Origin of the sequence: Photobacterium galatheae, from assembly GCF_000695255.1 — a bacterium.
GTDB lineage: Bacteria > Pseudomonadota > Gammaproteobacteria > Enterobacterales > Vibrionaceae > Photobacterium > Photobacterium galatheae.
Genome location: NZ_JMIB01000001.1, coordinates 41,808 through 64,428 on the forward strand (window position 1 = coordinate 41,808; position 22,621 = coordinate 64,428).

Annotated in this window: 25 protein-coding genes and 2 pseudogenes; 14 read left to right on the forward strand and 13 right to left on the reverse strand. The window is 47.4% G+C overall.

What is annotated here, in order from left to right; genetic code table 11:
- The first annotated feature begins 83 nt into the window (after window positions 1–83).
- The 3 genes from EA58_RS00220 (at window position 84) to EA58_RS00230 (ending at window position 2,832) form a co-directional block, all read left to right on the forward strand.
- Window positions 84–1,739 carry an RCC1 domain-containing protein gene (locus EA58_RS00220; protein WP_036747519.1) on the forward strand — a complete coding sequence of 552 codons (1,656 nt, stop codon included), beginning with the start codon at window positions 84–86 and terminating at the stop codon, window positions 1,737–1,739.
- A gap of 91 nt (window positions 1,740–1,830) precedes the next feature.
- Window positions 1,831–2,196, forward strand: coding sequence for a MerR family transcriptional regulator (locus tag EA58_RS00225; RefSeq protein WP_036747523.1), 366 nt, complete (start codon window positions 1,831–1,833; stop codon window positions 2,194–2,196).
- Between the two features lie 60 nt (window positions 2,197–2,256).
- Window positions 2,257–2,832: an NAD(P)H-dependent oxidoreductase gene (locus EA58_RS00230; protein WP_036747526.1), complete on the forward strand. Its 576-nt coding sequence runs from the start codon at window positions 2,257–2,259 to the stop codon at window positions 2,830–2,832.
- Between the two features lie 42 nt (window positions 2,833–2,874).
- On the opposite strand, the gene EA58_RS00235 is transcribed toward EA58_RS00230, so the two are convergent.
- Window positions 2,875–3,786, reverse strand: a complete 912-nt coding sequence (locus EA58_RS00235) for a LysR family transcriptional regulator (RefSeq protein ID WP_036747529.1) — start codon at window positions 3,784–3,786, stop codon at window positions 2,875–2,877.
- Between the two features lie 131 nt (window positions 3,787–3,917).
- On the opposite strand from EA58_RS00235, the gene EA58_RS00240 reads away from it, so the two are divergent.
- The 4 genes from EA58_RS00240 to EA58_RS00255 all read left to right on the forward strand — a co-directional run bounded on the left by EA58_RS00240 (window position 3,918) and on the right by EA58_RS00255 (window position 6,763).
- The gene (locus EA58_RS00240; protein ID WP_036747530.1) at window positions 3,918–4,559 is read left to right on the forward strand and encodes an NAD(P)-dependent oxidoreductase; all 642 of its coding nucleotides are present in this window, start codon (window positions 3,918–3,920) and stop codon (window positions 4,557–4,559) included.
- A 155-nt stretch (window positions 4,560–4,714) separates the two neighbouring features.
- Window positions 4,715–5,437, forward strand: a complete 723-nt coding sequence (locus EA58_RS00245) for an SIMPL domain-containing protein (RefSeq protein ID WP_036747531.1) — start codon at window positions 4,715–4,717, stop codon at window positions 5,435–5,437.
- A 26-nt stretch (window positions 5,438–5,463) separates the two neighbouring features.
- Window positions 5,464–6,201, forward strand: a complete 738-nt coding sequence (locus EA58_RS00250) for an SDR family NAD(P)-dependent oxidoreductase (protein WP_036747532.1) — start codon at window positions 5,464–5,466, stop codon at window positions 6,199–6,201.
- 169 nt (window positions 6,202–6,370) lie between these two features.
- The gene (locus EA58_RS00255; protein WP_036747533.1) at window positions 6,371–6,763 is read left to right on the forward strand and encodes a hypothetical protein; all 393 of its coding nucleotides are present in this window, start codon (window positions 6,371–6,373) and stop codon (window positions 6,761–6,763) included.
- 88 nt (window positions 6,764–6,851) lie between these two features.
- Here the strand turns inward: EA58_RS00255 and EA58_RS21920 are convergent.
- The 10 genes and pseudogenes from EA58_RS21920 to EA58_RS00310 form a co-directional block, all read right to left on the reverse strand.
- Window positions 6,852–6,980 (reverse strand): annotated as a pseudogene (locus tag EA58_RS21920) (type II toxin-antitoxin system RelE/ParE family toxin); the annotation flags it as partial.
- Window positions 6,968–7,219: a type II toxin-antitoxin system Phd/YefM family antitoxin gene (locus EA58_RS00265; RefSeq protein ID WP_036747534.1), complete on the reverse strand. Its 252-nt coding sequence runs from the start codon at window positions 7,217–7,219 to the stop codon at window positions 6,968–6,970. The gene EA58_RS00265 and the pseudogene EA58_RS21920, both read right to left, overlap by 13 nt.
- A gap of 175 nt (window positions 7,220–7,394) precedes the next feature.
- Window positions 7,395–7,925: a GNAT family N-acetyltransferase gene (locus tag EA58_RS00270; RefSeq protein ID WP_036747535.1), complete on the reverse strand. Its 531-nt coding sequence runs from the start codon at window positions 7,923–7,925 to the stop codon at window positions 7,395–7,397.
- 437 nt (window positions 7,926–8,362) lie between these two features.
- The gene (locus EA58_RS00280; protein WP_036747537.1) at window positions 8,363–8,836 is read right to left on the reverse strand and encodes a GrpB family protein; all 474 of its coding nucleotides are present in this window, start codon (window positions 8,834–8,836) and stop codon (window positions 8,363–8,365) included.
- Window positions 8,837–9,163: 327 nt separating this feature from the next.
- On the reverse strand, window positions 9,164–10,099 hold the full coding sequence (locus EA58_RS00285) for an MBL fold metallo-hydrolase (RefSeq protein ID WP_200872132.1): 936 nt from the start codon (window positions 10,097–10,099) through the stop codon (window positions 9,164–9,166).
- 160 nt (window positions 10,100–10,259) lie between these two features.
- A complete protein-coding gene (locus EA58_RS00290) occupies window positions 10,260–10,919 on the reverse strand; it encodes a Bax inhibitor-1 family protein (protein WP_036747538.1) in 660 nt (219 codons plus the stop codon).
- A 465-nt stretch (window positions 10,920–11,384) separates the two neighbouring features.
- Window positions 11,385–11,924, reverse strand: coding sequence for a hypothetical protein (locus tag EA58_RS00295; RefSeq protein WP_036747540.1), 540 nt, complete (start codon window positions 11,922–11,924; stop codon window positions 11,385–11,387).
- Window positions 11,925–12,091: 167 nt separating this feature from the next.
- Window positions 12,092–12,316 (reverse strand): annotated as a pseudogene (locus tag EA58_RS21925) (ISAs1 family transposase); the annotation flags it as partial.
- A gap of 425 nt (window positions 12,317–12,741) precedes the next feature.
- Window positions 12,742–13,008: a hypothetical protein gene (locus tag EA58_RS00305; RefSeq protein WP_036747544.1), complete on the reverse strand. Its 267-nt coding sequence runs from the start codon at window positions 13,006–13,008 to the stop codon at window positions 12,742–12,744.
- 540 nt (window positions 13,009–13,548) lie between these two features.
- Entirely contained in the window at window positions 13,549–14,529 is a 981-nt protein-coding gene (locus tag EA58_RS00310) for a LysR family transcriptional regulator (RefSeq protein WP_161781003.1), read from the reverse strand.
- Between the two features lie 32 nt (window positions 14,530–14,561).
- Here EA58_RS00310 and EA58_RS00315 point away from each other — a divergent pair, with 32 nt between their 5' ends.
- Together EA58_RS00315 and EA58_RS00320 are read left to right on the forward strand one after the other, a co-directional pair.
- On the forward strand, window positions 14,562–14,870 hold the full coding sequence (locus tag EA58_RS00315) for a carboxymuconolactone decarboxylase family protein (protein WP_036747548.1): 309 nt from the start codon (window positions 14,562–14,564) through the stop codon (window positions 14,868–14,870).
- Window positions 14,870–15,274: a tautomerase family protein gene (locus EA58_RS00320; RefSeq protein ID WP_036747550.1), complete on the forward strand. Its 405-nt coding sequence runs from the start codon at window positions 14,870–14,872 to the stop codon at window positions 15,272–15,274. Before EA58_RS00315 ends, EA58_RS00320 begins: the two co-directional genes overlap by 1 nt.
- 106 nt (window positions 15,275–15,380) lie before the next feature.
- Here the strand turns inward: EA58_RS00320 and EA58_RS00325 are convergent, their stop codons facing one another.
- Window positions 15,381–16,016, reverse strand: coding sequence for a TetR/AcrR family transcriptional regulator (locus tag EA58_RS00325; RefSeq protein WP_081819502.1), 636 nt, complete (start codon window positions 16,014–16,016; stop codon window positions 15,381–15,383).
- 108 nt (window positions 16,017–16,124) lie between these two features.
- On the opposite strand from EA58_RS00325, the gene EA58_RS00330 reads away from it, so the two are divergent.
- The 5 genes from EA58_RS00330 to EA58_RS00355 all read left to right on the forward strand — a co-directional run bounded on the left by EA58_RS00330 (window position 16,125) and on the right by EA58_RS00355 (window position 21,540).
- The gene (locus tag EA58_RS00330; protein ID WP_036747552.1) at window positions 16,125–16,577 is read left to right on the forward strand and encodes an HPP family protein; all 453 of its coding nucleotides are present in this window, start codon (window positions 16,125–16,127) and stop codon (window positions 16,575–16,577) included.
- Window positions 16,578–16,773: 196 nt separating this feature from the next.
- The gene (locus EA58_RS21840; RefSeq protein ID WP_200872133.1) at window positions 16,774–18,162 is read left to right on the forward strand and encodes an iron-containing redox enzyme family protein; all 1,389 of its coding nucleotides are present in this window, start codon (window positions 16,774–16,776) and stop codon (window positions 18,160–18,162) included.
- A complete protein-coding gene (locus EA58_RS00345; protein ID WP_051641793.1) occupies window positions 18,162–19,409 on the forward strand; it encodes an MFS transporter in 1,248 nt (415 codons plus the stop codon). Before EA58_RS21840 ends, EA58_RS00345 begins: the two co-directional genes overlap by 1 nt.
- Before the next feature lie 32 nt (window positions 19,410–19,441).
- Window positions 19,442–20,680, forward strand: a complete 1,239-nt coding sequence (locus tag EA58_RS00350) for a trans-sulfuration enzyme family protein (protein WP_081819503.1) — start codon at window positions 19,442–19,444, stop codon at window positions 20,678–20,680.
- Window positions 20,668–21,540, forward strand: a complete 873-nt coding sequence (locus EA58_RS00355) for a dienelactone hydrolase family protein (RefSeq protein ID WP_051641794.1) — start codon at window positions 20,668–20,670, stop codon at window positions 21,538–21,540. Before EA58_RS00350 ends, EA58_RS00355 begins: the two co-directional genes overlap by 13 nt.
- On the opposite strand, the gene EA58_RS00360 is transcribed toward EA58_RS00355, so the two are convergent.
- The gene (locus EA58_RS00360) at window positions 21,521–22,543 is read right to left on the reverse strand and encodes a GlxA family transcriptional regulator (RefSeq protein WP_051641795.1); all 1,023 of its coding nucleotides are present in this window, start codon (window positions 22,541–22,543) and stop codon (window positions 21,521–21,523) included. The genes EA58_RS00355 and EA58_RS00360 overlap by 20 nt on opposite strands.
- Window positions 22,544–22,621 lie beyond the last annotated feature (78 nt).

Consider the following 22,621-nt stretch of genomic DNA (forward strand, 5'->3'; position numbering starts at 1 on the left):
GAAGTCAATGAAAAATAAATTGATTTTTCAATATCCATATGAACAATGTCTCGCATTGTGTCTGGAATTATCAATCAAGAAAAATGAAAACAAAATTAACCTTTCTTTCTGCCTGTTTCATTGGGCTGGGATTAGTTGGCTGTGGCTCAGAGAGTGGTCATCCTAAGCCGGGTTTGGTTGCATTGGAAAAACAAGGTGAATTAAGGGTTGGAAATACGGTCTCTGCAAATTCTCGTTGCAATGACTGTGAGCAGATTCAATATACCTGGATGCTGGATATGAACCGTAATGGTATCTGGGGAGATAGTGTCTTTGTGGATGGTCAGTTGGTTTCTGATAAAGAAATTCAAGGTCAGCGTTATACACTCAGTTCGGATGAATATGGCGTAAAGGCCCGTTTAGAGATGCAGTACCAGGTTGAAGGAAAAGCAAAGTCAGACTTTGTGATTTATCAGCCAGTTCTGGTGGAAAAGATCTTCTCTAACAATTTTGGCGATGTTGCATTTTTGAAATCCAATGGTGAGTTGGTGACCTGGGCGTACGGCCAGATTGATACCCATGATGGGATCGAAAAAGTATTTGAAAGTGATTATGGCCTTGCTGCACAAGACACGACAGGGAAATTGATTACTTGGCAGCGCTCTGCCATGCCTTCTGATATGGCACCGATTTATCATGCGAAATCATTCCATTCAAATCAAGGGGGCGGATTTGCTGTGATTCAAGGTGATGGCAGTGTCGTGACTTGGGGCGATCATTATTCCGGAGGTGACAGCGCTGACGTTCAGACACAACTGGTTGATGTTGAATCGATTTATGGCGCTAAATATGCTTTTGCAGCGTTGAAAAATGATAAAACGGTTGTTGCCTGGGGAGGCGGTGATGCGGGTGACAGTAACCAAGTTCAGGCGGACCTGACCGATGTAGAAATGATCATCGAAAATGAGCGCTCTTTCGCAGTAATCAAAGCAGATAACACCGTTGTGACTTGGGGAGAGTTGAATTATGGCGGGTATACGAAGTCGTTTCGTGATGAATTGGAAAATATCCTGAATGTTTTTTCGAACAGAACTCATTTTCCGGATACTTATGATAATGGAACAGATTTTATTGCCATTAAAAAAGATGGCGCTGTGATTTCCTGGGGGGCTGATACCTACTCAGATCTGCGAGATGTGCGGAGACAAAGCATCCCTGGGGCGAAAGAAATATTTTCAACCTGGGGCGCTTATGTTGCCCTGACTGAATCAGGAAATGTGAAGGTTTGGGGGTCAGAGCGCTTGGGCGGTAATAGCACATCGGTTAGTCATCAACTGACTCAGATAAAAACCATTGTGCCAAACGCGAATGCGTTCACTGCCTTGAAAGAAGATGGTTCCGTCGTTAGTTGGGGATTTGATAATTGTGGCGGAACAAACAACGCGACTGCTGGCATCACGGATATTGTGCAGGTTGAAGCAACTACGTGTGCCTTTGCAGCGGTGCGGGCTGATGGCAGTCTGGTTGCTTGGGGAGACCAATTTGGTGGCGGTGATCTCTCGTCAGCTACCGGGGCGCTGAGCCGGACAATTCTGCTGAAAGCGGCTGAGGATAAATTCCTCGCGTTACAGCAGGATGGCACAGTCGCAGCATGGGGATTGGATGTCGTGAACGACGCTGAAGCGTGGCAGTTGCTGCAGGCATATTTAGAACCTCGGGATGAAGAAATTGAATCATCAATCTGGTCGGTTTTTCTTTGAAAAAGGATGACATGAAATGCAGGTTGTCTGTAAAAACAGCCTGCTTTTTATATGTTTGAAGCCAGCAAGCTTAAGTGTTTGAGAGGTGAGTATGTACATCGGCGAAGTCTCAAAACAGACCGGGTTGTCGGTTAAAGCCATCCGGCTTTATGAAGACATGGGATTGATTCGCACCCCGCCAAGGCAGGGACGGTATCGGGTGTACACCGATACCGATATTGAGGTGTTGCGGCTGATCGCGGAAGCCAAGCAACTGGGCGTGACCCTGAACCGTCTGAAAGGGGTGATTCATTATCATCAGGGCGAGGCCGACTGGGGACGGATCCATCGTTTCCTACTGGAGGTCAGGGAGACACTGCTCGCTGAGCAGGTGTTACTGACACAGAAGATTCAGCAGGTGGAGCAATGTCTTCAGTCCATGAATGATTGCCCGAAAACGTCTCTTCAGAACACTTGACTCTGCCCTATAGGGCAGACGGTAGACTCATGATTGATTCTTGAAACACGAGAGGAAATCATGTCGAAAAACATCCTGTTACTGAACGCCAATCCGAAAACAGAGAGCTTTGCCCGTTTGCTTGCTGATCATTATCAGATTGAAGCCCGGGTACGCTTTGACGTCCGGCGTTTTGATTTGCCGGAAATGGCTTTTCAGCCAAGTCTGGATCAAGGCTACGACGCCATTCAGCCACTGGAACCCTGTCTGCAAGACTTTCAGCAGCAACTGAAATGGGCCGATCACCTGGTGATTGTTTCACCGGTCTGGTGGGGCGGGCTGCCCGCAAAATTCAAAGGACTGATTGATCGGGCTATTTTACCGGGGGTTGCATTTCAGTTTGAAGCAGATAACCCGGAACCGGTGCCGTTGTTACAGGGGAAAACGGCCCGGATCATGCTGACGATGGATGCACCGCCGGAGATGCTTCAGGTGCAGGCCCAGCCAGTCCTTGCGCAGCTCGATCGCTTTACGTTGCAGTTTTGCGGCGTGGCTCCTGCTGAAACCACGCTGCTCGGCTCGGTGATTCTGTCCACAGCATCAGAGCGTGAAGAGTGGATCAAGACGGTCAAATCGCTGGGGGCTGAAGGAATTTAAACCCGCATTTTTGCCACAGGCTGGCAGTGCCTGCCAGCTTGCTTACGGCCTGTTCTCTGTATCTGCTGTCTGTTCCGTGAGCCACTGCCGGTAAAAATCAACAAACGCTCTGACTTTGGCGGGAATAAATGCGCCGGGCGGAAACACGGCGTAGATCCCGCCCCGGGGCAACTGCCAGTCGGAAAACAGTGGCACCAGATCGGGCTCATCTTCGCCTAAATGGGTGGCAATGACGGATAACCCGGCATTGCTTTTGATCAGGCTGCGCATCGCGCTGGTATTGTCGACCCGGAAACTGCTCTGCATCTGAACCTGAACTCGTTCACCGGCTTTTTCAAAGGTCCAGGTCAGTGCGCTCGGCAGCGGAGAAAATTCTATCCACGGGTGATGTTTCAGTTCACTGGGATGCTTCGGTGTCCCTATTTCCTGCAAATAGCCGGCTGAGGCCATGACCCGCTGTTCGAACTCGCCCAGTTTCTGGGCGCGCAGGCTGGAGTCTTTCAGCCAGCCCATACGGATCGACAGATCAATCCCTTCCCGCACCATATCCGATACTTTATCGCCACTTCGAAGCTCAACCGTGAGTCCCGGGTGGCGTTTGCCAAATGCGGCAGCCGCAGGGGCGAGTAACAGCGCCATGTGATCAACCGGTGCCGTAATCCGCAATGTGCCGGACAAAGCCTGTGCGCTGGTACCGGCTTCGCTGAGTGTTTCCCCCAGCTTTGCCAGCAGCGGCTGACAGGCCAGATAAAGCTGATGACCTGCATCGGTCAGTGTCACCTGTCGGGTTGTGCGGTTGAATAGTACCGCACCCAGATGCTTTTCCAGCGCTTTGATATTCAGACTGATTTTGGTTTTGGTACACCCCAGCTTATCGGCTGCAGCGGTGAAAGAACCGGCCTCCACGGTGGCAATGAAGATCGGCAGGGTATTCAGATCGAGTGCTTTGTTCATGGCTTCACTGTTATGAATTTAATAACAGTGAATTATCGAATGGGCTGTTTTTCAAATCAATGATTGATCGCACAATATGTTCATCAGCTCAACACAGTATCTATCTATAAGAAAGAAATGAGGACAACAACATGAATATTGCGATTATTGGTGCCAGCGGTTTTATTGGTTCAGCCTTGCGTGAAGAAGCGCTGAGCCGTGGTCATCGAGTGACAGCTCTGGTGAGTCGTCCGGAGCGACTGGCAACACAGCCGGGTCTGACTGTGATCAAAGCAGACGTGCAGGATACCGATGCACTGACAGAGCAACTGAAAGGATTTGATGCCGTGCTGAGTGCATTCTCAGGCCACGCGCAGACCGATGTCGGCGGTTACTTTGCAACAGGGTTCGACAGTATTCTGGCGGCAGCAACTTCCGCGGATGTGAAGCGTCTGATGGTCGTTGGCGGTGCCGGTTCTCTGGAAGTCGCACCGGGCGTGCAGCTGATTGATACGCCTGCGTTTCCGGCTGAATATAAAGCGACTGCGGAAGGCGCACGATACGCGCTGAATCAGTTACGTGCGCAGCAGAACGTCAACTGGACCATGCTTTCTCCGGCGGCCATGATTGCCCCGGGTGAGCGCACCGGCCAGTACAAGTTAGGCACTGATCAGCTAGTGACCGATGCCAGCGGCAACAGCCAGATTTCTGTTGAAGATTACGCGAAAGCGATGATTGATGAGCTGGAATCTCCGGCGCACCTGAACCGCCGCTTTACGCTGGCTTACGCCTGATTCTGAGACTCACTGCCTTTGAGTTGAAAAACGCAGCTTCGGCTGCGTTTTTTGTTATTTTCCCTTCACGATCAATCATTTCTGCCTATATTTCTTCTACGTGAGGCAAAAAGCCACTGCGTTCAGACAATTTACTTTTCAGTCAGGGAGGGGGTATGCCACAACAACAAGACAGAATGGGTTTCGCGCTGCTGGCGGGCGGCATTTTACTGGGATTGGTCTTTCTGGGTTTCTTGCTCGGCCAGGCTGCGATGAATTATAAACAGCTTGATCGCAGTGTGACCGTGAAAGGGCTGTCGGAGCGGGAATATCCGGCAGATATTGTGATCTGGCCGATTCAGTTCAATATCGCCAGCAATGATTTGGGGGAGCTGTATCAGATGCTGGATAGCCAGTCATCACAGATACGCGCTTATCTTCGCAGCAATGGCATTGGTGCCAGCGAAATTTCGGTGTCGACCCCAGCGATTACCGATAAATCAGCCCAGCAATATGGCAATGAGACTCAGGTTGTGTATCGTTATACTGCACTTCAGACAGTGACGGTGTACTCCAGTGACATTGAAACTGTGCGTGCTGTCATGGGGTCGTTATCTGAATTGGGTAAGCAGGGCATTGTTTTTACTGGAGATGCTTACCAAACTCAGACAGAATATTTGTTTACCCGTTTGAACGACATCAAGCCGGACATGATTGAGGAAGCGACCCGCAATGCCCGCGAAGTCGCACAGAAATTTGCGGCTGATTCAGACAGTTCTCTGGGGAAAATCCGAAAAGCGTCCCAAGGGCAGTTTTCCATTACCGCCCGGGACAAAAATAATCCACACATGAAGAAAGTCAGAGTAGTTTCAACCGTTGAATATTATTTGTCTGACTGAAAAGTATTGATAAACAAGGAGGTCACATGAAAGTTGCGCTGGTGACAGGCGGAAGTCAAGGGATCGGGCTGGAAACGGTACGGCGTTTGGTTGCGGAAAATTATCAGGTGATTACCTGTTCCAGACGGGAAGACGTCTGGCAGCAGCAGGTCGAACGCTATCCAGAGCTGGCTGCTGTGGATTACCATCAGGCGGATATCAGTGATGAGGCCCAGTTGTATCGTCTGTTCAGTGACATCAGTGAACAGTATGGCAAACTGGATGTTGCGGTCAACAATGCGTCCCCGGCGCTGGCTTCCCGCGGACAGTTTGCAGAAGTTGTATCGGTCGCATTACAGGATACGCTTCAACAAGATTTCTGGGCGCAGGCTTTGTGTCTGCAGCAGGAACTTCGGCTGATGGGCGAAGGCGGTGCCATCGTCAATCTCAGCTCGGTCAATGGGTTACGTCCAACCCCCAATGCTGCGATGTACAGTGCAGCCAAACATGCCATTGAAGGGCTCACGCGTTCCGTTGCGCTGGAAGTGATTGGGCAGGGCATTCGCATCAACGCCGTTGCTCCCGGTGTCACCTGGACACCACGCTGGGAAGCCCGTGAAGTCGAAGCCCCCGGTACCCGTGCGGATGTGTCTGCCGTCGTTCCGGCAAAACGTTATGCCAATGCCAGTGAAATTGTAGATGCTGTGTTGTTCTTATTATCAGAAAAAGCCAGTTATATTGTCGGCCATACGCTGGTGGTCGATGGCGGGCTGAGTTTGAATTAAGCGCGGGTATGAGCAGATTCGGCCTTTAAATGACGGTGTCCAAGCGGTTATATTCAGCACCGTTGAATTTACGGTGGGCATTGCGCTTGTCAGTCGGGTGATCCAATCGCATCTGTTGGATGAAACCCGGCTGCATCACCGTGTAGTGTTTTGTTGAATGGAAATAAAAATGAAGAAAGCTTTCTTGTTGAGTTTAGCACTTACCGGATCGGCTCTGATTCAGGGGTGCGCTGCTGAACAACAAATCGAACAAAGAAAGGAACAAGCCGGCGTTGTGGTTAGCTCCGATGATTTTTCGGTGACGGCCGCCGTCAACCAAAATGGTGAGTTTGATGAGACGCAAACAGAGAATCACCTGACACGCCGTATTTCAGGGAAGTTGCAGGTATCAAAAGGCCAGAATTTGGTTCATATTCGTTATGCAAGCAGCAATGAACAGGGCACGTCTCAACGGGAAATTACCTCGACCGTGTTGTTACAAGACGATGAGTCGGTGGTGATCGGCGGTGATGATGACAAGATGATTTACCTGAGAGTCACGGGCAGTTCATTGTCGTTATGAGACAGAATTGGGCGGTTTCTCCGTCCAATTCTGATCAGTGTCAAGACAAGTTCAGCTTTTGATGCCAGTGAATTATGGTGGGGGAGGCTAAACGCTCCACTTTCGCAAACATCGTTTGGATGAGCTGCTTGCAGCGATTACATTTTTTTAGTGCCATATATTCAGCAACATCGTTGAGATCCGATAACGCTGGCTCAATCCAGATTATTTCAGCCATTCTGACAGTTTGGTTTCTTCATGACTGACTGCTTTGCCATCAGCGACTGTACGCTCACCACGCGCAATACCTCCAAGTATGGTGAAGCGGTTTTGCATCAACTCATAATCATCGACATCAATCAGATAAGCAGATGGTTTACCGTGTTCGGTCATCAACACTGGCTCTTTTGTTTCGTGAAGGTCGGCTAGGATCTTAGTCGTTTGACGCTTTAGTGCTGTTGCGAGTTCTACTTTCATGAGAGATGCTCTCATAGAATACTCAAGTGATACAATTCTATCACTTTGAGTGTGGCAAGCGCTTTGACGGTTACCATGGCACAAATTGCGTATGACATTGATTGAGCCAGACAGAGTTTCAGTGTTCACGGTGAGGATCATCCGGATTTTAGTGATAAACGTTATAGCCGTTTTGTTATGAGCACACTTTTGCATAAACGACCGTGCTGTCTAATTCACCCGATGGTAAACGTCGTGCATTGGTTAAGCATGCTTCAAGTTGAAAACCACAACGCTTTGCGACAGCCTGACTCTTTAAGTTTGATTTGGCCATTTTTATTTCTAACCGTTGAGCATGCTTTTCCTTGAAAGCATATTCTTCAATAAGTTTAACGGCTTCGGTGATATAACCTTTGTCAGTTTTTGATGTTTGTAACCAGTAACCTATTTCAAAATAGGGAACCGATTTATCTCTAACAATAAAACCGACAGCACCGATAAAGAGTCCAGTTTCTTTTTCAATGAGATTAAACCAAAACTCACCCGTGAAAAGAGTAAAATTTTCTATAGCCTCTTTGATATTACTTCTGAGTTTATTTTCTGTGAATGATTCAGAAACCCAAGGTAAAAACTGTGATAAATCGGATTTACTCTCATGAATGGCAACAAGCATTGACTCAGTATATTTCAATGATGGTGGAACTAATTGAATTCTTTTACTTTCCATATGAGTTCCCTATTTGGAAGATGTTATTCACGAATGACACAGGTTCCCTTACCTTATCAGGCTTTGCCACATTGGGACAAATCCAGGGGGGGGTCTTGACGGGATTGATTGAGCCAAACACAGCTTCAGTATCAACTAATATAATACTGAGCCTATTTTTTCAGCGGAGTGGATTGCTTCACTGAGTCATTGTAATAGCCAATGATAAAGTAAGGTTCAGACCTTTTTCGGAAACCTGATAGCGCGGCGTGCGCCACAGGCTCGTTGATCTGAAGACAGTCATACAGAAAAGTTATTGAAGCTTTGGTATATATACCACCCGTCATCGTTACCTGTGTCAGGACGGTGGCTATCATCCCCAATTTGATGCTGCGCAATTGTGTCTGATAGAAAGAAAAATCAGTCGGATTTTAGTGATCAACGATAAAGTCGTTGTGCTATTCCTGTGCCAGCACATGCTCGACAAAAACTGACTTTTTTTTGCGGTATTTTTCTTGAGGCAAACCTTTACAAGACATTTTGAGTTCATTGTACTGTTGGACTAGCGAAGGATTGGCTCGTAATTTATCGCGAAAAGCCAAAAAACACTCAAATTCTGACCCATTGGCGACAACTTGAAGTGCGACATTATCATTTGATGTTGATTCCAACATGCAGAGTTCCGAAGTTCTTAATGTGTCGACTTTTTCTTGAAAGCCTAAAGTTATCAGTAATTGGACTGCATTCTCTAGTTCAATAGCCTTTACACCGATGAAAATATCCAGATCGCCTTTTGATACAGCCATGGGAATTGATGATGCACCCACATGTTCAACGCTTGCTTCAGGGAGCAACTTTTGTATTTCACGCCTGTAATGAAGAAACAGCTCTTTACAAGACGCTTGATATTGTTCAGCACGATAAAATTTCATATTTCCTCATCAAGGTATAACAAATGACAAATGACAAATGACAAATGACAAATGAAATGGACTCCCTTATATCAGGTTTTTCTGCATTGGCTAATGCCTGATGCTAGAATCCTTGGAGTCCATCCTGTCACTATCTGTTTATAGGATTGATTGAGCCAAACACAGCTTCAGTATCAACCAATATAATACTGAGTCTATTTATTCATTGGAGTGGATTGCTTCACTGAGTCATTGTAATAGCCAATGATAAAGTAAGGTTCAGACCTATTTCGGAAACTTGATAGTGCGGCGTGCGCCACAGGCTCGAAGTTGACTGATTTATTTTCATTATTGAGTTTGTTCTTTCAGCAACTTCTTGGTGCCACGTACTTCAAGTACATCCAGAAATTCTTGGAACCCATTTTTATCGATGAATGGATTCATTTCCTCAGAGTATTTAGATTTTCGCTCAAAAATCTGAGCCATATGAGGATGACTTGCCAAATTGACTTCGACTTCTGGCGATGTTCGTGAAATATTCCGAATCTTTTCTACACTTTGAACATATTTTTCAGCCAAATCCAGACCATTAAAATTGGTGCCATTCCCGCCAACAATAAATGCTCTATGATCAATGCCTTTGTTCTTCACGAAAAAGTCGATTGAAAGACATCCTTCGGTATGACCTGGCGTCGAATAAAATTTAAATCGCTTGTTTCCAACGATTAATTCATCTTTATCTTTCGTGAAGCTATCTACTTTGGGTGGAATAAAATGATTGTTACCTGTGGATTCTTTCGACGTAGATTTGGCCAGAAGAAAATCCTCGTAAGATATGATGATCTGACTACCATAATTGCGCTGTATATACTCTGCAGCGCCTATATGATCTGAATGCCCATGGGTAATGATGATGTATTTTAGATCGTTTGGGTCTAGTCCAAGTTTCTTGATACTGTCTGGGATCCAGCGTCCGTATGGGCTTTCTAAAGTATCAATGAGAACAAGTCCACTTGATGTTGTGATTAAATATGAGGAAACCCATTTGTCTCCAACGTAATACACATCATCGAACATCTTAAATGGTTCGACATAGCCATTTTTTTTTGTCTTTTCTGGAATAAATGCTCTTTGCTCGAGAGCAAAAGATTGAAACGATAGAGAAATTAGTAACAATATAAAATATTTCATCGATCTCACTTGAATGTAAACGAATGACATGGGCTTCCCTCCATTCAGCTTTACCCCACCAGGAAAGCCTGAAAAACTCTTGGAAGCCACCATGTCACCGTCTTTTTATGGTTTTGATTGAAGCAAACACAGCTTCAGTATCCCCGGCGAGGATTATCAAGATGACTTGGTTGTTCAGATAAATTGGCTGCTACGCAGCCAATGAGTTCGCTTACCTTTGACACTGAGAAGACTTATCTGTGTGATGTGGATTCTATTTTCGACCCATAATACGAAGAATTCTCAAAAATAGGTTAATGATATCCATGTAGAGTGCTGCTGCGCTATCTACTGCATTGTCTAAAGTTTTTGGGATTCGATTTGCTTTCCCCCAATCATAACCAATGTAACCACAGAATATGATAACAACCGCCCAGTCTAACCACTCTTGGTGAATACCAAGTATGAATATTTGAAAGAGCTCAACAGCAACGACGGCTAATAATGCAATCGACAACACGCCAGCGATTCTTTGGAAGAAAGCTGGAAACATTGTACCAAGCAGCATCATGATGCCGGTCACTAGTCCCGTCACCTTCAACGCGTCCAGAACCAACGATGGGTCATAATTTGATACGGCCATGTTGATGATGAGCCCAAAAGGAACAACGACTAAGTTATAACCTGCAAAACTAACCAATGGGTTTGATGAAGCACTAAATAAAAAAACGCCGAGGAGGCAACTTACAAAATAGCCGATCAAAAAGACCCAGGGATTGATAGAAGTTATCAACTCAACAGGGATATTATCGACCATGAGCCAGTTAACCAAAAAGCCCCAACACAACACGGCACCTATTGTCAGGTTATACAGCCTTGCGCTTATTTCGCGCTCGCCTGTACTCGTGCGATCAAAAACATTGGTCTCCATCATTCAAAATTCTCCTTTATCACTATTCACAAAACGAACGACATGGATTCTTCCTTACCAGACTTTGCCAAACTTGATCAGTCTGAACACGAAGTCCTTAGAGGCCACCATGTCATCATTTGTTTATCGCATTGATTTGGCCAAACAGGGCTTTAGTATCTACGGTGAGAATCATGAAGGCAAGCTATTGATCCACTGAATAATATCGCGATCAAATCCCCTCTCGACGTTTACTATCATCGGTATGGAAGCCTGCGACGCTTCTTATGATTGGGTCCGAGAGTTTGCGAAGCTTGGGCACATACCGAAAATCATGGCATCAAAGTATGTCGTGCCTTTCAGAACCGGGGCTAAAACGATCTTAGTGATGCCATGGCGATTTGTGTTGATGTTGCCCATCTTTCAACGCGCTTCGTCCAGAATAAATTTTTCTAGGGTATTTTTCCCGGTACTTATTAGAAATTTTTATTAAATTATGAAATAAGAAAAAGGTGTGTTGTCAATAATTGAAACAACTCTTCGACTTGGACGAATATGATAGTCTCTATCATGAGCCTTTTCTTGAATTATATCTTCTATGTATACAACGTCATGTTCCTTACATATACCGAGTCCCCAGTATGACCTTAAGTCTATCTCTGAACGTTTTATTTTTCTAACCTTATCAAAATCAGATAGAACATTAGAAACACAGGAAACTGGTGAACGATGTAACTTGACTTCTAATGCAGCATATTTTTCAAGTGCCCAACCTTTTTTTCTAATTAAAAAGTCAGGCTTTACATGATGCTTTATTTTTTCCTTTCTTGCATCTACTGAAAATGAAAGTTCACGATGCCATTCAGGTTCTGATTCATGAATAGAAAGAAAGTATGAAAACTCTATTTGGAACCAAACTTCCCATCCGGTGATGTCCATTAAGTCAATGACATTTAGCCTGTCCTTAATATGTTTCTGTTCAAAAAAGTCTTTTAGCATATCAGTTATATAATCAAACTCAGATCTCATATTTCACTTTTCTTCTGTGTTATCAAAAAATTCTAACGCTGCCATCAGCCGCGAAGCAATGTGGCTCTATTTTTTTGGTCCTTAACCACGGAATCCGCACGAAATCCCCATCATGCAAGGGATCACTGCACCTGACTTAAATAGCTGATATCCATCGCACACTCCATTCATTTGCGTTGGATCTCTCCTTTAAAACTGCTTTCTTGTTTCAGCAGATTCAAACAGAACTGCCTGATCCTTGAAAATGCTTCGGCGCGATCATCCACCCGAATTCGGTATTCGTCTTCTTTAAAATTGACGTTCAGCTGCCAGTGCATCGATTTAATTCCCCAATGCGCTCGGGTGACATCATGCAGCTGTTTCGCACTGAGTTTCTTGGAGCTGATATAAAAAACAGCACATTTTGTGCAGCGGAGTCACTTACTTCACCGGGTCATTGCAACAGCCAATGATGATGTAAGGTTCAGACCTTTTGCGGGAAAACCTGATCATGCGGCGGGCACATTTGATGCCCTCTAACGAATGAGGAACCGCAACCGCGCAGTGTCATGGCATCAATGCCAATAAACAGACCGAATGTAGAGCGGCAGTCCCAAACCTTATATAGCCTGACACTGTTGTTGACAACCGGGGGAGTCCATGTAGCCAAATTAAGGTGTGAACAACGCTGACATCTTACCTAAGCCATTGCGCCTTAAACACAAAACTCAACTTGAAATGAGAGCGCCAAGCGTTGTGAATCACTCTTAAATTTATTGTTAGCTAAAACCTCAAAGTGATCTTAATAGGCGCTATGGCACAATAATACTTTTAATAGTTAAGCCCATTTTCGATTATCGAGTTCATTAAGCATTTTATCAATATCGGCTATGTATTTTTTTACTTCATTTTCTGTTTTAAATTTTTTTCTTAAGTACCACCACCCTCCTGAGGCTTGTTGAACTTCAAGTTCAATGTCTTCAGATGAAGATAAGGTGTAAGCTGTACAAGTTATGTTTAACGGAGCCTTACGACCAGACTCGTTATCAACAGCCCAGATATATTCACCTTCAAGCTCTAAAAAATCAAAGTACTGCTTTTCCATTTTCATTCCTTTTTAGCTAACATTTTATTAAACGACATAATGTCGTATAACCCTGTCGTATATCTCACCTCCGCACGTAACTGTTCTGTTCAGAGTTTCCCGATTTCTACTCATCGCATCGAAAATCAGCGGCCTGTGATTCGGAATCGAAAAAGCGACACACGATAGTCCCGATTCTGTACAACTGTTTTTGTGGAATGATGAACGACATCCTGTAAGCCTCCACAAAAAACAGTGCTCAATGTACCAGTGATGTTCACACAAACACGCTACCGCCCCTGACAATCAAGTCACGTGCCGTAAATTGCCGTACATCATAGGCAGATACGAATCACGTTTCACGAAGTGATGCGTTTGGGGTTGCATATCTGTGGGTAAGCGCAAAGTTGCATGATAAGACGGAAAAATGAGGGCGGGCAGAGCTTGGAAGGATGCTTCAATCGATTGATGGAACCAGCACTGGATACTATCGAAATCAGTAACATAGTTTCATGGAATCTGGGCTGTATTGGCTTTCTGGAGCCGTTCTTCTTTGCATCATCACGAAAACGGAAGCATATCGCGTTGCAATTCATCAAGAAGGAGTTCTTTGATGAGTGTCTGTGATTTTTCTTTTTTCAGTGATGATTCCAGCAACGATAATCCGATTGTCGGTAATTGGGGGAGCTGATGATGAATGATGGCTAATGAACTTGGGATGCTTAAATCTGCACGGACGGTGAGACCAAGACCGGCATTGACTGCTGCCCAGATACCGGAGAGGCTGCCTCCGGAGACGGCAATTTTCCAGGGAATATTCTCTTGGTCTAATGCCTTTATCGCGGCATCACGAATAATACATGGTGCGTCTAATAAAATCAGCGGGAGAGGTTTCCCCGAATTCAGATGGGATGCCAGATCAAAAGATGGGCTGGCAATCCAATGCTGAGGGACTTCCGTAATGAGTCGGTCCTGATTCATTTCGAGCGGATTTTCCCAACATAGAGCAAAGTCAATTTTATTGCGAAGGCTCTCTTCTTTGAGCGTGTTGTTTCGGCCACATTGCGCATAAATCTGAATGTTGGGGAAGCTTCTGGCGATTCGACCTAATAAGTTGGGCAGTAATCGCTCACTGAAATCTTCTTGTAATCCAATACTGACAGCCCCATGAATGGTTTGCTGCTGAATCGCCTGAAGCGCTTCATCATTGATTGACAACAACTTCTTTCCGTAGCTCAACAATAACTCACCTGATTCGGTTAACCGCAAATTTCTGCCACTTTTAGACAGGAGTTTGACCCCACATTGCTGCTCCAGTTTTTTCAATTGTGCGCTGACTGCTGAAGTCGATCGGCAGAGTCGACTGGCTGCGAGCGTAAAGTTGCCTAAGTCGATACCGACGACGAACGTTCTCAATGCATCTAAATCGATTGATTCAGGGCGCTTCATCATATTCCTGCTTTTCGGGAAGATTGCTTCAGAATGTTTTGATTTTATAAGGCTTTTGGTTCGGTAACAATCGCAGTCATGTTCTGAAAACATGCAATGATTGAATTGAACCAAAGGAGAAACACGTGGGGAAGACGCTGGATAAAGACTCATTAGGTAAAATCGCACCGAAACTGGCAGAGCTAACAACGAATACATTATTTGGCGATCTCTGGCAGCGAGAAGCACTGACATTCAGGGAACGTAGCTTGATTACGGTGAGTGCTCTGGTGGCAATGAACAAATACGAACAGTTACGCTGGCATATCAATTTTGCCCGGGAAAATGGACTGACTGAAGAAGATATCGTTGAAGTATTTACACATCTTGCCTTTTATGTCGGCTGGCCCAGTGCGGTAACCGCTTTGCAAACATTGAATGATGGAGATGAATAATGCCTTTTTCCAGAATTATGGTTCAGACCGGTCGATCTGAAGAAGCGCTGAAAATCATTTCAGATACGCTGCACCAAACACTTGTCGATGAATTCAATGTCCCCCCGAAGGATCGCTTTCAGGTCATTGATGAATACCCAGAAGGCCGATTGATATTTGACGAGACCTATTTGTCTGGTAAAAGAACATCGAACTACATTTTATTTTTAATTACCGCAGGAAAGCCGAGAGAGAAGGAAATGAAAGCGCGTTTTTATCAGGTGCTTTCACAAAGAATCTCTGAAAGGACAGGGATCTCTCAGGACGATGTGATGGTGGTGGTTCAGTTTACAAACCCGGACGACTGGAGCTTTAGTGGCGGCAAACTTTACACGATTCAGGAAGCTGTAAACGAGGGAAACTGAAATCACAGCGCTGACACAGCCAGCCTGTTCGCTGGCTGTTTGGCAGATTTCCATACGACAAGGTCAAAACCGTCATCAAGAATCGGCTTGATAAACGCCCACATGTTTAATGGGTCTTGTGGAGTAAATTCATCAGAACCTCTACACACTTCTCTGCAGCATCCAGATCTTTCTCAACAAATGCCGACACAATTGCGCCTTCTTTCATCAGACAGACGGTATCCAGCAACGCTTCGTCCTGACACGACAGATGTTGTTGGATTAAAGCCCTGACTTTGTGTTTGTGGTCTCGGCAATAGGCGATGATGGCAGCATTTTCTTCGCTGAATTCTGCCGAGGTGTTGATGAAAAAGCAGCCGCGAAACGGACTGAGCGCCGGGACACGGTTGTGGAACCAGTCACTGAGGCCATTGAACAGGCGAGTGATGCGTTCGGCGTCGTCCTGAGCCGGTGACAGCAGTTGAGCCAGCCAAGCCATGAAAATGTCATCGCGCGCTGCCAGTGCGGCAAGGACCAGTTCATCTTTGCTGGCGAAATGGCTGTAGAGCGTTTTCTTCGCCACCCCTGAAACTTTCAGAACCTCATTGATCCCGACCGCATGAATGCCCTGACGGTAAAACAGGGTCAGGGCGGTTTCAATCAGCAGCTGTTTTTTATCTGGCTTTGTGGATGCCTGCTTCACAGATATTTGACTCACAGATGTTTGATGCACAGGTTTTTGATTATCAGGTGTCTGGCTCATCACGATTCCTCTTGCGTTGAAAAGATGTTGACACAGGTAGACCGACTTGTCTACTCTGTTTGCAAGGTAGACAGATCGGTCTACCTGAGCTATTCAAAGGAGAAATAAATGAATCAATATGGTTTTGCACTGATCTCGGGTTTGGGCGCTGCGGTCGCGATTGGGTTACTGTCGTTGGCAGATAGCATGACCACGTCAGGGTTGTGGTTGATGGCGCCTTTCGGTGCGACCGCAGTCCTGGTGTTTGGTGTGCCAGACAGCCCACTGGCGCAGCCGAAGAATGTGATATTCGGCCATTTGCTCACGGCATTGATTGGTGTGTTGTTCGTGAATTTCGTCGGAGTAACCCCTTTGACGCTGGCGGTGGCATCCGGCCTTGCGGTGTCTGTAATGCTGGTGACAAAAACAACTCATCCACCAGCCGGAGCAAATCCGTTGCTGATTATGCTGACCGGACAAAGCTGGTCGTTTCTGATCACTCCTGTGCTGCTGGGCGCTGTGGTGATGGTTCTGATCGGTCAGTTGCTGAAAATGCAGCGCAGCAGGGCACTGAGCCAGTAATTTCGTTTGCGCCACTCATGTCGTAGATTGCCAACCCCCTTTCAACCTGTAAGCAGGGTGCCGCCAGTGACTGACTGAAATGTCACTTTTCTGGTGAAAAAATGTCACTTTTTAACCTATGAAATTGATTCAGTGCTTAATAAGATTGAATCAGTTTTCATCCTCGGGTTAATTCCCATGCTTACAGGGACTGATTGTGGCTGAGCCTATTTCTTACGTACTGATTCATCAGGTTGATTTGTTTTCTCAATATCAGAAGCAACTGATCGACTTACTGAAATTAAGTTCAACTGATGATGCAATTTTAGGTTTTGATGCAACGTTTGATGATCAAAAAGCGCATCAATATCTCCTCTCTCTGGAAAAAGAAATAGCCAGTCAGAGCCTTCAAATCCTGCTGGGAATATATCAGGGAACTGTGGTTGTTTGCTGTTTTCTGAAAAGAAGTCATCAGCAGACAACCCGGCATCTCTGTGACTTACAAAAAGGGATGATTCATCCGCATTTTCGCAGTCAGGGACTGCTGGAAAAAACGCTGGCCGCCATTGCTTTTGAGTGCATGGCACAAGACATAGCGCTGCTTACGCTGGATGTTCGGGGCGGTTCAAAAGCCCACCGCATCTGGGAAAAATGCGGGTTCGAAACCTATGGCATTCTGAATGATTACAGCCGTTATCAGGGACAGTCATTTGATGGCTATTTCATGAAACAACGGACACTGGATCTCTGGAACCGATTTCAATCCTTCCATCCACAACAGCATGCCACCCACAAGATCTTACAGCTCACAAAAACATTCGATTCACAAGGAAGTCAAATAATGTCAGTTGGCACTGAACTTATCCCTAAAAAAGAATTTCGCACCCACATGCGAGAGACATTAGAAAAACACCTGACTTTAGGTCATCCCTTATTTCAATATCTGCTGGATGAAAGTCACCCAAACCCTGAATTATTAAAATTCACAACCTTACAGGGTTATCAGCTTACGAAACACTTTCTGACTTATATCGAGCATTTATTTTTCCACTGTCCGCTGCCGAAACATAAACGTGCATTACTGCACAATATGTACGAAGAAGAAACCGGGCGTTTATCCAATACCAAGAACCATGTGGTGCTGATGCAGGATTTTATCCGGGCACTGGGCATTTCTGATGCAGAACGCGATGCAGCAACCGCTTTGCCGCAGACGCAGGCGCTGATTGATTACCGCCTGATCGCCTGTAAAAACCCGGATTTGTACCACATTGGTGCCGCAGCAGTCATGGTGGCGAGTGAAGGACAGAATCTGGAAAGTGTGGGGGATGAAGCCCGTCACAATATTCTGGGCAAAGTCTATGACCTGAAAGAGGAAGACCTGCTGTTCTTCTCTGTACATCAGGAAGAAGATGTCGGCCATGTTCAGCAGGGACTGGCCTTGCTGGCGGACCTGTGTGAGACACCCAAGATGCAGCAGGAAGCGCTGGAGGCCATTGAGACGACCTGTGAGCTTTTCTATCAGATGTATCAGGGAGTCTATGAATACTTCGGTTACGACAAGCAAGAGCAGATCGTGAAACCGGAGCTGATCGGGGAGGCCTGATGGAAATTTCACGGAATAAGCAGGTCATCGCCATTTCAGTGGGCGTGTTGGTGACATTCTGGGCGTCATCGATCAAAGGCAGTTATCAGGTTTATTTTCTGGATTTAGCCAGTATGTGCGGGCTGGGGCGAGGGGTCTTCTCGCTCACCAGTGCCCTGTTTGGTCTGTCGATTGGCGTGCTGTCACCTGTGGTGGGCTGGATTTGCGACCGGATTGGCCCGGCGCTGACCATATTATCCGGTGCCATCGTTGCGACTTTTGTCTATCTGCTGATGATGCTGTCGTTCAATTTCTGGCTGTTTCTGGTGTTGTTCGGCGTGCTGGCTGCATACGCCTTAACGGCAATGACCTTTGTGCCTCTGGCTCTGCTGGTCGACCGGATTTTTGATCACCAGAATAAAGGAATGGCTTATGCGGCCATCACGAACGGCACGGCAATTGGGTTTATGGTGCTGTCGCCATTCTGGGTCTGGCTGAATACATTTCTGACCTGGCAGGACGTCAGCCTGATCATTTTCGGAGTCTTTACACTGGTGATTCTGCCGGCCTGTATCTGGCTGTGTGGCGTATTCCCGCGTCGGGCGTTTGTCTCGGAGGCAACGCCCGATGCGACTGAAGATGATCTGAAGTGGCATCAGCATTTACGAAAACCACTCTTCTTGCTGCTGGCATTGTCATTCGGTGGCTGTGGCGCTTCGATGGCTTACATTGACGTGCATTTAGTGCCGATGTTACAGGAGCGGTTTACCGAAGGAGAAGGCGGCGCCACGATTGTCGCATCGTCACTGAGCGTTCTGGGTGCTGCGGAACTGATTGGTGCATTTGTCGTGGGGTATCTGCTGCGTTTTTCCGCGCCAGCCTTGATGCTTGCGCTGCTGTATGCGGTTCGTGGTGCATCACTGCTGATTGTGCTGGCAGCTGATAACTTCATCCTGTGCATGATTTTCGCTGTCCTGTTCGGGCTGACGTACATGGGCACCGTGATTGTCACTTCGCTGATGTGTCTCAAAGCCTACGGAGAGAAAGTGAAAGGTAAAATTTTCGGTTGCCTGTTCACGGTTCACCAGATCTTTGTTTTCGGAACGGTCTGGCTGGGGGGGCTGTCATATGATGCCACACAGAGTTATACCCTGATTACTGTGGCAGTCACCGGGCTGTGCTTTGTGTCTGTGGCAACCGGACTGGTCTTCTACTTCTCTGATGCTTTGAAAGAGAAGCCGCAATCTCAGATGGCTTCGTCATCTTAATCCCTGTTTTAAGGATGAAAGGAACACAACGCATGGAACAGACCACCCGAGCAATTCATATGGGGTTTCCGTCGCTGGAAGATTCGCATGCCGCTGCCATTGCGATGACGTCGGCCTATGATTTTACCTCTGCGCAGGAAGCCAGCGACCGGTTCAATGGTGTGGCTGAAGGTAATATTTACAGTCGGTTTACGAATCCATCCGTGGAACATTTCGAGCAAAAGTTAGCCTCTCTGGAACATGCAGACGCTGCGGTTGCTTTTGCCTCGGGTATGGCCGCCTATCTGGCACTGGCAATCACGTTTCTCAAACAGGGGGATCATGTGCTGCTGGCGAGCGGCATTTTCGGCACAACCACGCACCTGTTCCGGCAATATTTCGGACAGTTCGGGATTACGGCAACCTGTGTGGATTTGGACGACCCGCATGCCTGGCAGGAGGCGATACAACTGAATACCCGGATGATTCTGGTGGAATCGCCGACCAATCCCTTGCTGAAAGTGGCTGATTTAGCCGGGTTGTCCAGACTGGCGAAGCATCATGATGCCTTACTGGTGGTGGATAACACCCTGTTATCGCCGGTCAACCAGCGCCCGTTGGCTCACGGTGCCGATCTGGTACTGCATTCAACCGGGAAGTTCATTGACGGGCAGGGAAGAACCGTCGGCGGTGTGATCGCGGGCCGCAAAGCGATGATCCAGCCACTGAAGGGTTATCTGCGCAGTTCCGGCACCTGCATGAATGCATTTACCGCCTGGGTGCTGAGCCACGGGCTGGATACCCTGAAAGCCAGAATGACCCTGCATGAACAGAATGCCAGAACCGTGGCTGCATGGCTCCGCGAACAGCCCTGTGTCCAGCAGGTTTTTGCCACATTCAGTGAAGACCATCCGCAGGCGGCGGTGATTGCCCGGCAGCAATGCGGGCACAGTCCGGTGCTGAGTTTTGTGGTTGATGGCGGACAGGATGCCGCATGGCGATGCATTGATGCGCTGCAGCTCGTTTCGCGCTGTACCAACATCGGGGATACCAAGTCGATGGTCACACATCCGGCATCGACGACGCACTGTCGTTACTCGCCTGAAGAGAAAGCGCAGTACGGGATCTGCGATGGGCTTGTCCGGATATGTGTCGGGCTGGAAGCCAGTGAGGACATTATTGCCGACCTGCAACAGGCGCTGGCAGCCTCTCAGAAAAAACAATCACCTCAGCAACCCCAGCAGTCGTCCGCCAAGGGCCAACTCAATCAGGAAGTTGCATGGCAGTCATGATGAACCGAATTTTGTACGCCTCCCTTTGGATTGCCGGTCTTTTCGCTGCGAACGTTGTCCATGCCGTGTCGAATCTTCATTCGGAAAGGGTGCTGAAACAGAACTATGTCGCGTTTCAGTCAGGACAAGGGACAGCGACGCCGCTGACCATTGCTGCCCGTTTGACTCAACCTGCGGATACTCAAACGCCGGTGCCGGCGGTGATTATCGTACATGGCTCCGGTGGTGTGGATGAGCGTGGGACGCTTTACAGTCAGGCGTTCAACAGCAAAGGGCTTGCGACACTGGAAATTGATATGTGGGCGGCCCGCGGGCTGGATGGTGGTCTGTCCCGGCCCAAGCATGTCGAAGACACCTTACCGGATGTTTATGCCGCGATTGAGTACCTGAAATCACGTCAGGATATCGATCCCGAACAAATTGGCCTGATCGGTTTTTCCTGGGGTGGGGTGGTCGCCATGCTGATGGCCGGAGAACAGCAGTCAGCACCACTCAAAGCGCTGGTAGCGAATTATCCGGTGTGCTGGGCATATAACAAAGTGCCGGGCTACCCTTTTACTCAAATTGCGCAAGACCGTCGGCTGATGATTTTGTCCGGTGCTGAGGATAAATACGATGGCCCGGGCGATTGTGAGCATCTGGTGCAGCAATTGCCCATCGACAGTCAGTCTCGGGTGAAACTGGAAACACTGGCCGGGGCAACCCATGCTTTTGAACGGCCCAGAGCGGACAGTCTTTTCTTTGATCCCTATGCCTTCCGGGGAAAGGGCGGACAGGTTCCGATTCGTTACAACCCGGAAGCGACCCAACATGCACTCCAGCTGACATCTCAGTTTTTTGTCAGTCGGTTGAGCGACTAAACAGGTATCTCCCTGTACTTTCGACCGCCGCGTGTCCCTTAGCGGCGGATTCTTTTGGCAGGGACTGATACTTTTTCTTCCAGGCTGCCCGCAGCGAACTGGCTTGCGGAAACCCGGATTTGAACGCAGCCCCTTCAACGGTTTCACCGTGTTCCAGATAACTTTTCGCCTCTTCGAGCCGGAGTTCCACCAGATAATCCCGAATTGTCACGCCGGTGGCATTTTTAAATTCTCTCTGCATATGGCGGGATGAAACGCGAAATACCTCGGCGATGTCGGTTAACGTCAGCTTTTCGCTCAGCCGGGCTTGCAGATAATCCTGAATAGAATGCACTAATGGGGAGATATGGCTGCGATAACAGAGTTGCTGGGAAATTTGCGGGTCATTGGCCATTCGGCGTCGGTACACCACCAGTTCTCTTGCCACTTCAAGCGCGAGCGGGCTGTCATGGAGTTCTTCAATGAGCTGGAGCGCCAGATCGATGCCAGCGGTGACGCCTGCTGTGGTGTAAATCTGTTCGTCGCGGACAAATATACGCTCCGGGATCACTTTCGCGGTTGGAAATTGATCAGCGAGTGCCTGCGTCAGTTTGTGATGGGTCGTACATGCCCGGTTATCCAGCCACCCGGCCAGTCCGAGCAGGAAAGCGCCGGTACATATCCCCAGAATACGGGTGTTGTCTTTCGGCATCTGCCTGAGCCATTCAATACAGGTCTGACTGGCCGGATTCTGGTAGATCGCTTTGTGATACTTCGAAGCACAGACGATGACAATGGCATGGTCCGGCAGGGTTGCCGGCAAGGGCTGTACACCGCCAATGGTTAATCCCTGATAGCTGCTGAAAGAAGACTGATCGCCGATGAAATGTAAGTTCAGCTTCATGCCGTAGTTCATGGCTTCGTGGAATGCCTGACAGGGGCCAGCCAAATCGAGCAGGTGCACCTCTGGCGTCAGCAGAAAATAAATATCTCTCGGCGATTCATTGATACTGGCAGTCTCCATTGCCACTGAGTCCCTTGAAATGCGTTTTCACTCAATGTATCACTCCGTATGCTTCAGAGGCTAGTGCAATACAATGAG

Excerpts from the sequence above, each read along its gene's own strand:
- EA58_RS00220 (WP_036747519.1), top strand. The coding sequence starts at position 84 with ATGAAAACAAAATTAACCTTTCTTTCTGCCTGTTTCATTGGGCTGGGA.
- EA58_RS00225 (WP_036747523.1), top strand. The coding sequence starts at position 1,831 with ATGTACATCGGCGAAGTCTCAAAACAGACCGGGTTGTCGGTTAAAGCC.
- EA58_RS00230 (WP_036747526.1), top strand. The coding sequence starts at position 2,257 with ATGTCGAAAAACATCCTGTTACTGAACGCCAATCCGAAAACAGAGAGC.
- EA58_RS00235 (WP_036747529.1), bottom strand. The coding sequence starts at position 3,786 with ATGAACAAAGCACTCGATCTGAATACCCTGCCGATCTTCATTGCCACC.
- EA58_RS00240 (WP_036747530.1), top strand. The coding sequence starts at position 3,918 with ATGAATATTGCGATTATTGGTGCCAGCGGTTTTATTGGTTCAGCCTTG.
- EA58_RS00245 (WP_036747531.1), top strand. The coding sequence starts at position 4,715 with ATGCCACAACAACAAGACAGAATGGGTTTCGCGCTGCTGGCGGGCGGC.
- EA58_RS00250 (WP_036747532.1), top strand. The coding sequence starts at position 5,464 with ATGAAAGTTGCGCTGGTGACAGGCGGAAGTCAAGGGATCGGGCTGGAA.
- EA58_RS00255 (WP_036747533.1), top strand. The coding sequence starts at position 6,371 with ATGAAGAAAGCTTTCTTGTTGAGTTTAGCACTTACCGGATCGGCTCTG.
- EA58_RS00265 (WP_036747534.1), bottom strand. The coding sequence starts at position 7,219 with ATGAAAGTAGAACTCGCAACAGCACTAAAGCGTCAAACGACTAAGATC.
- EA58_RS00270 (WP_036747535.1), bottom strand. The coding sequence starts at position 7,925 with ATGGAAAGTAAAAGAATTCAATTAGTTCCACCATCATTGAAATATACT.
- EA58_RS00280 (WP_036747537.1), bottom strand. The coding sequence starts at position 8,836 with ATGAAATTTTATCGTGCTGAACAATATCAAGCGTCTTGTAAAGAGCTG.
- EA58_RS00285 (WP_200872132.1), bottom strand. The coding sequence starts at position 10,099 with ATGGTGGCTTCCAAGAGTTTTTCAGGCTTTCCTGGTGGGGTAAAGCTG.
- EA58_RS00290 (WP_036747538.1), bottom strand. The coding sequence starts at position 10,919 with ATGATGGAGACCAATGTTTTTGATCGCACGAGTACAGGCGAGCGCGAA.
- EA58_RS00295 (WP_036747540.1), bottom strand. The coding sequence starts at position 11,924 with ATGAGATCTGAGTTTGATTATATAACTGATATGCTAAAAGACTTTTTT.
- EA58_RS00305 (WP_036747544.1), bottom strand. The coding sequence starts at position 13,008 with ATGGAAAAGCAGTACTTTGATTTTTTAGAGCTTGAAGGTGAATATATC.
- EA58_RS00310 (WP_161781003.1), bottom strand. The coding sequence starts at position 14,529 with ATGTTTTCAGAACATGACTGCGATTGTTACCGAACCAAAAGCCTTATA.
- EA58_RS00320 (WP_036747550.1), top strand. The coding sequence starts at position 14,870 with ATGCCTTTTTCCAGAATTATGGTTCAGACCGGTCGATCTGAAGAAGCG.
- EA58_RS00325 (WP_081819502.1), bottom strand. The coding sequence starts at position 16,016 with ATGAGCCAGACACCTGATAATCAAAAACCTGTGCATCAAACATCTGTG.
- EA58_RS00330 (WP_036747552.1), top strand. The coding sequence starts at position 16,125 with ATGAATCAATATGGTTTTGCACTGATCTCGGGTTTGGGCGCTGCGGTC.
- EA58_RS00345 (WP_051641793.1), top strand. The coding sequence starts at position 18,162 with ATGGAAATTTCACGGAATAAGCAGGTCATCGCCATTTCAGTGGGCGTG.
- EA58_RS00350 (WP_081819503.1), top strand. The coding sequence starts at position 19,442 with ATGGAACAGACCACCCGAGCAATTCATATGGGGTTTCCGTCGCTGGAA.
- EA58_RS00355 (WP_051641794.1), top strand. The coding sequence starts at position 20,668 with ATGGCAGTCATGATGAACCGAATTTTGTACGCCTCCCTTTGGATTGCC.
- EA58_RS00360 (WP_051641795.1), bottom strand. The coding sequence starts at position 22,543 with ATGGAGACTGCCAGTATCAATGAATCGCCGAGAGATATTTATTTTCTG.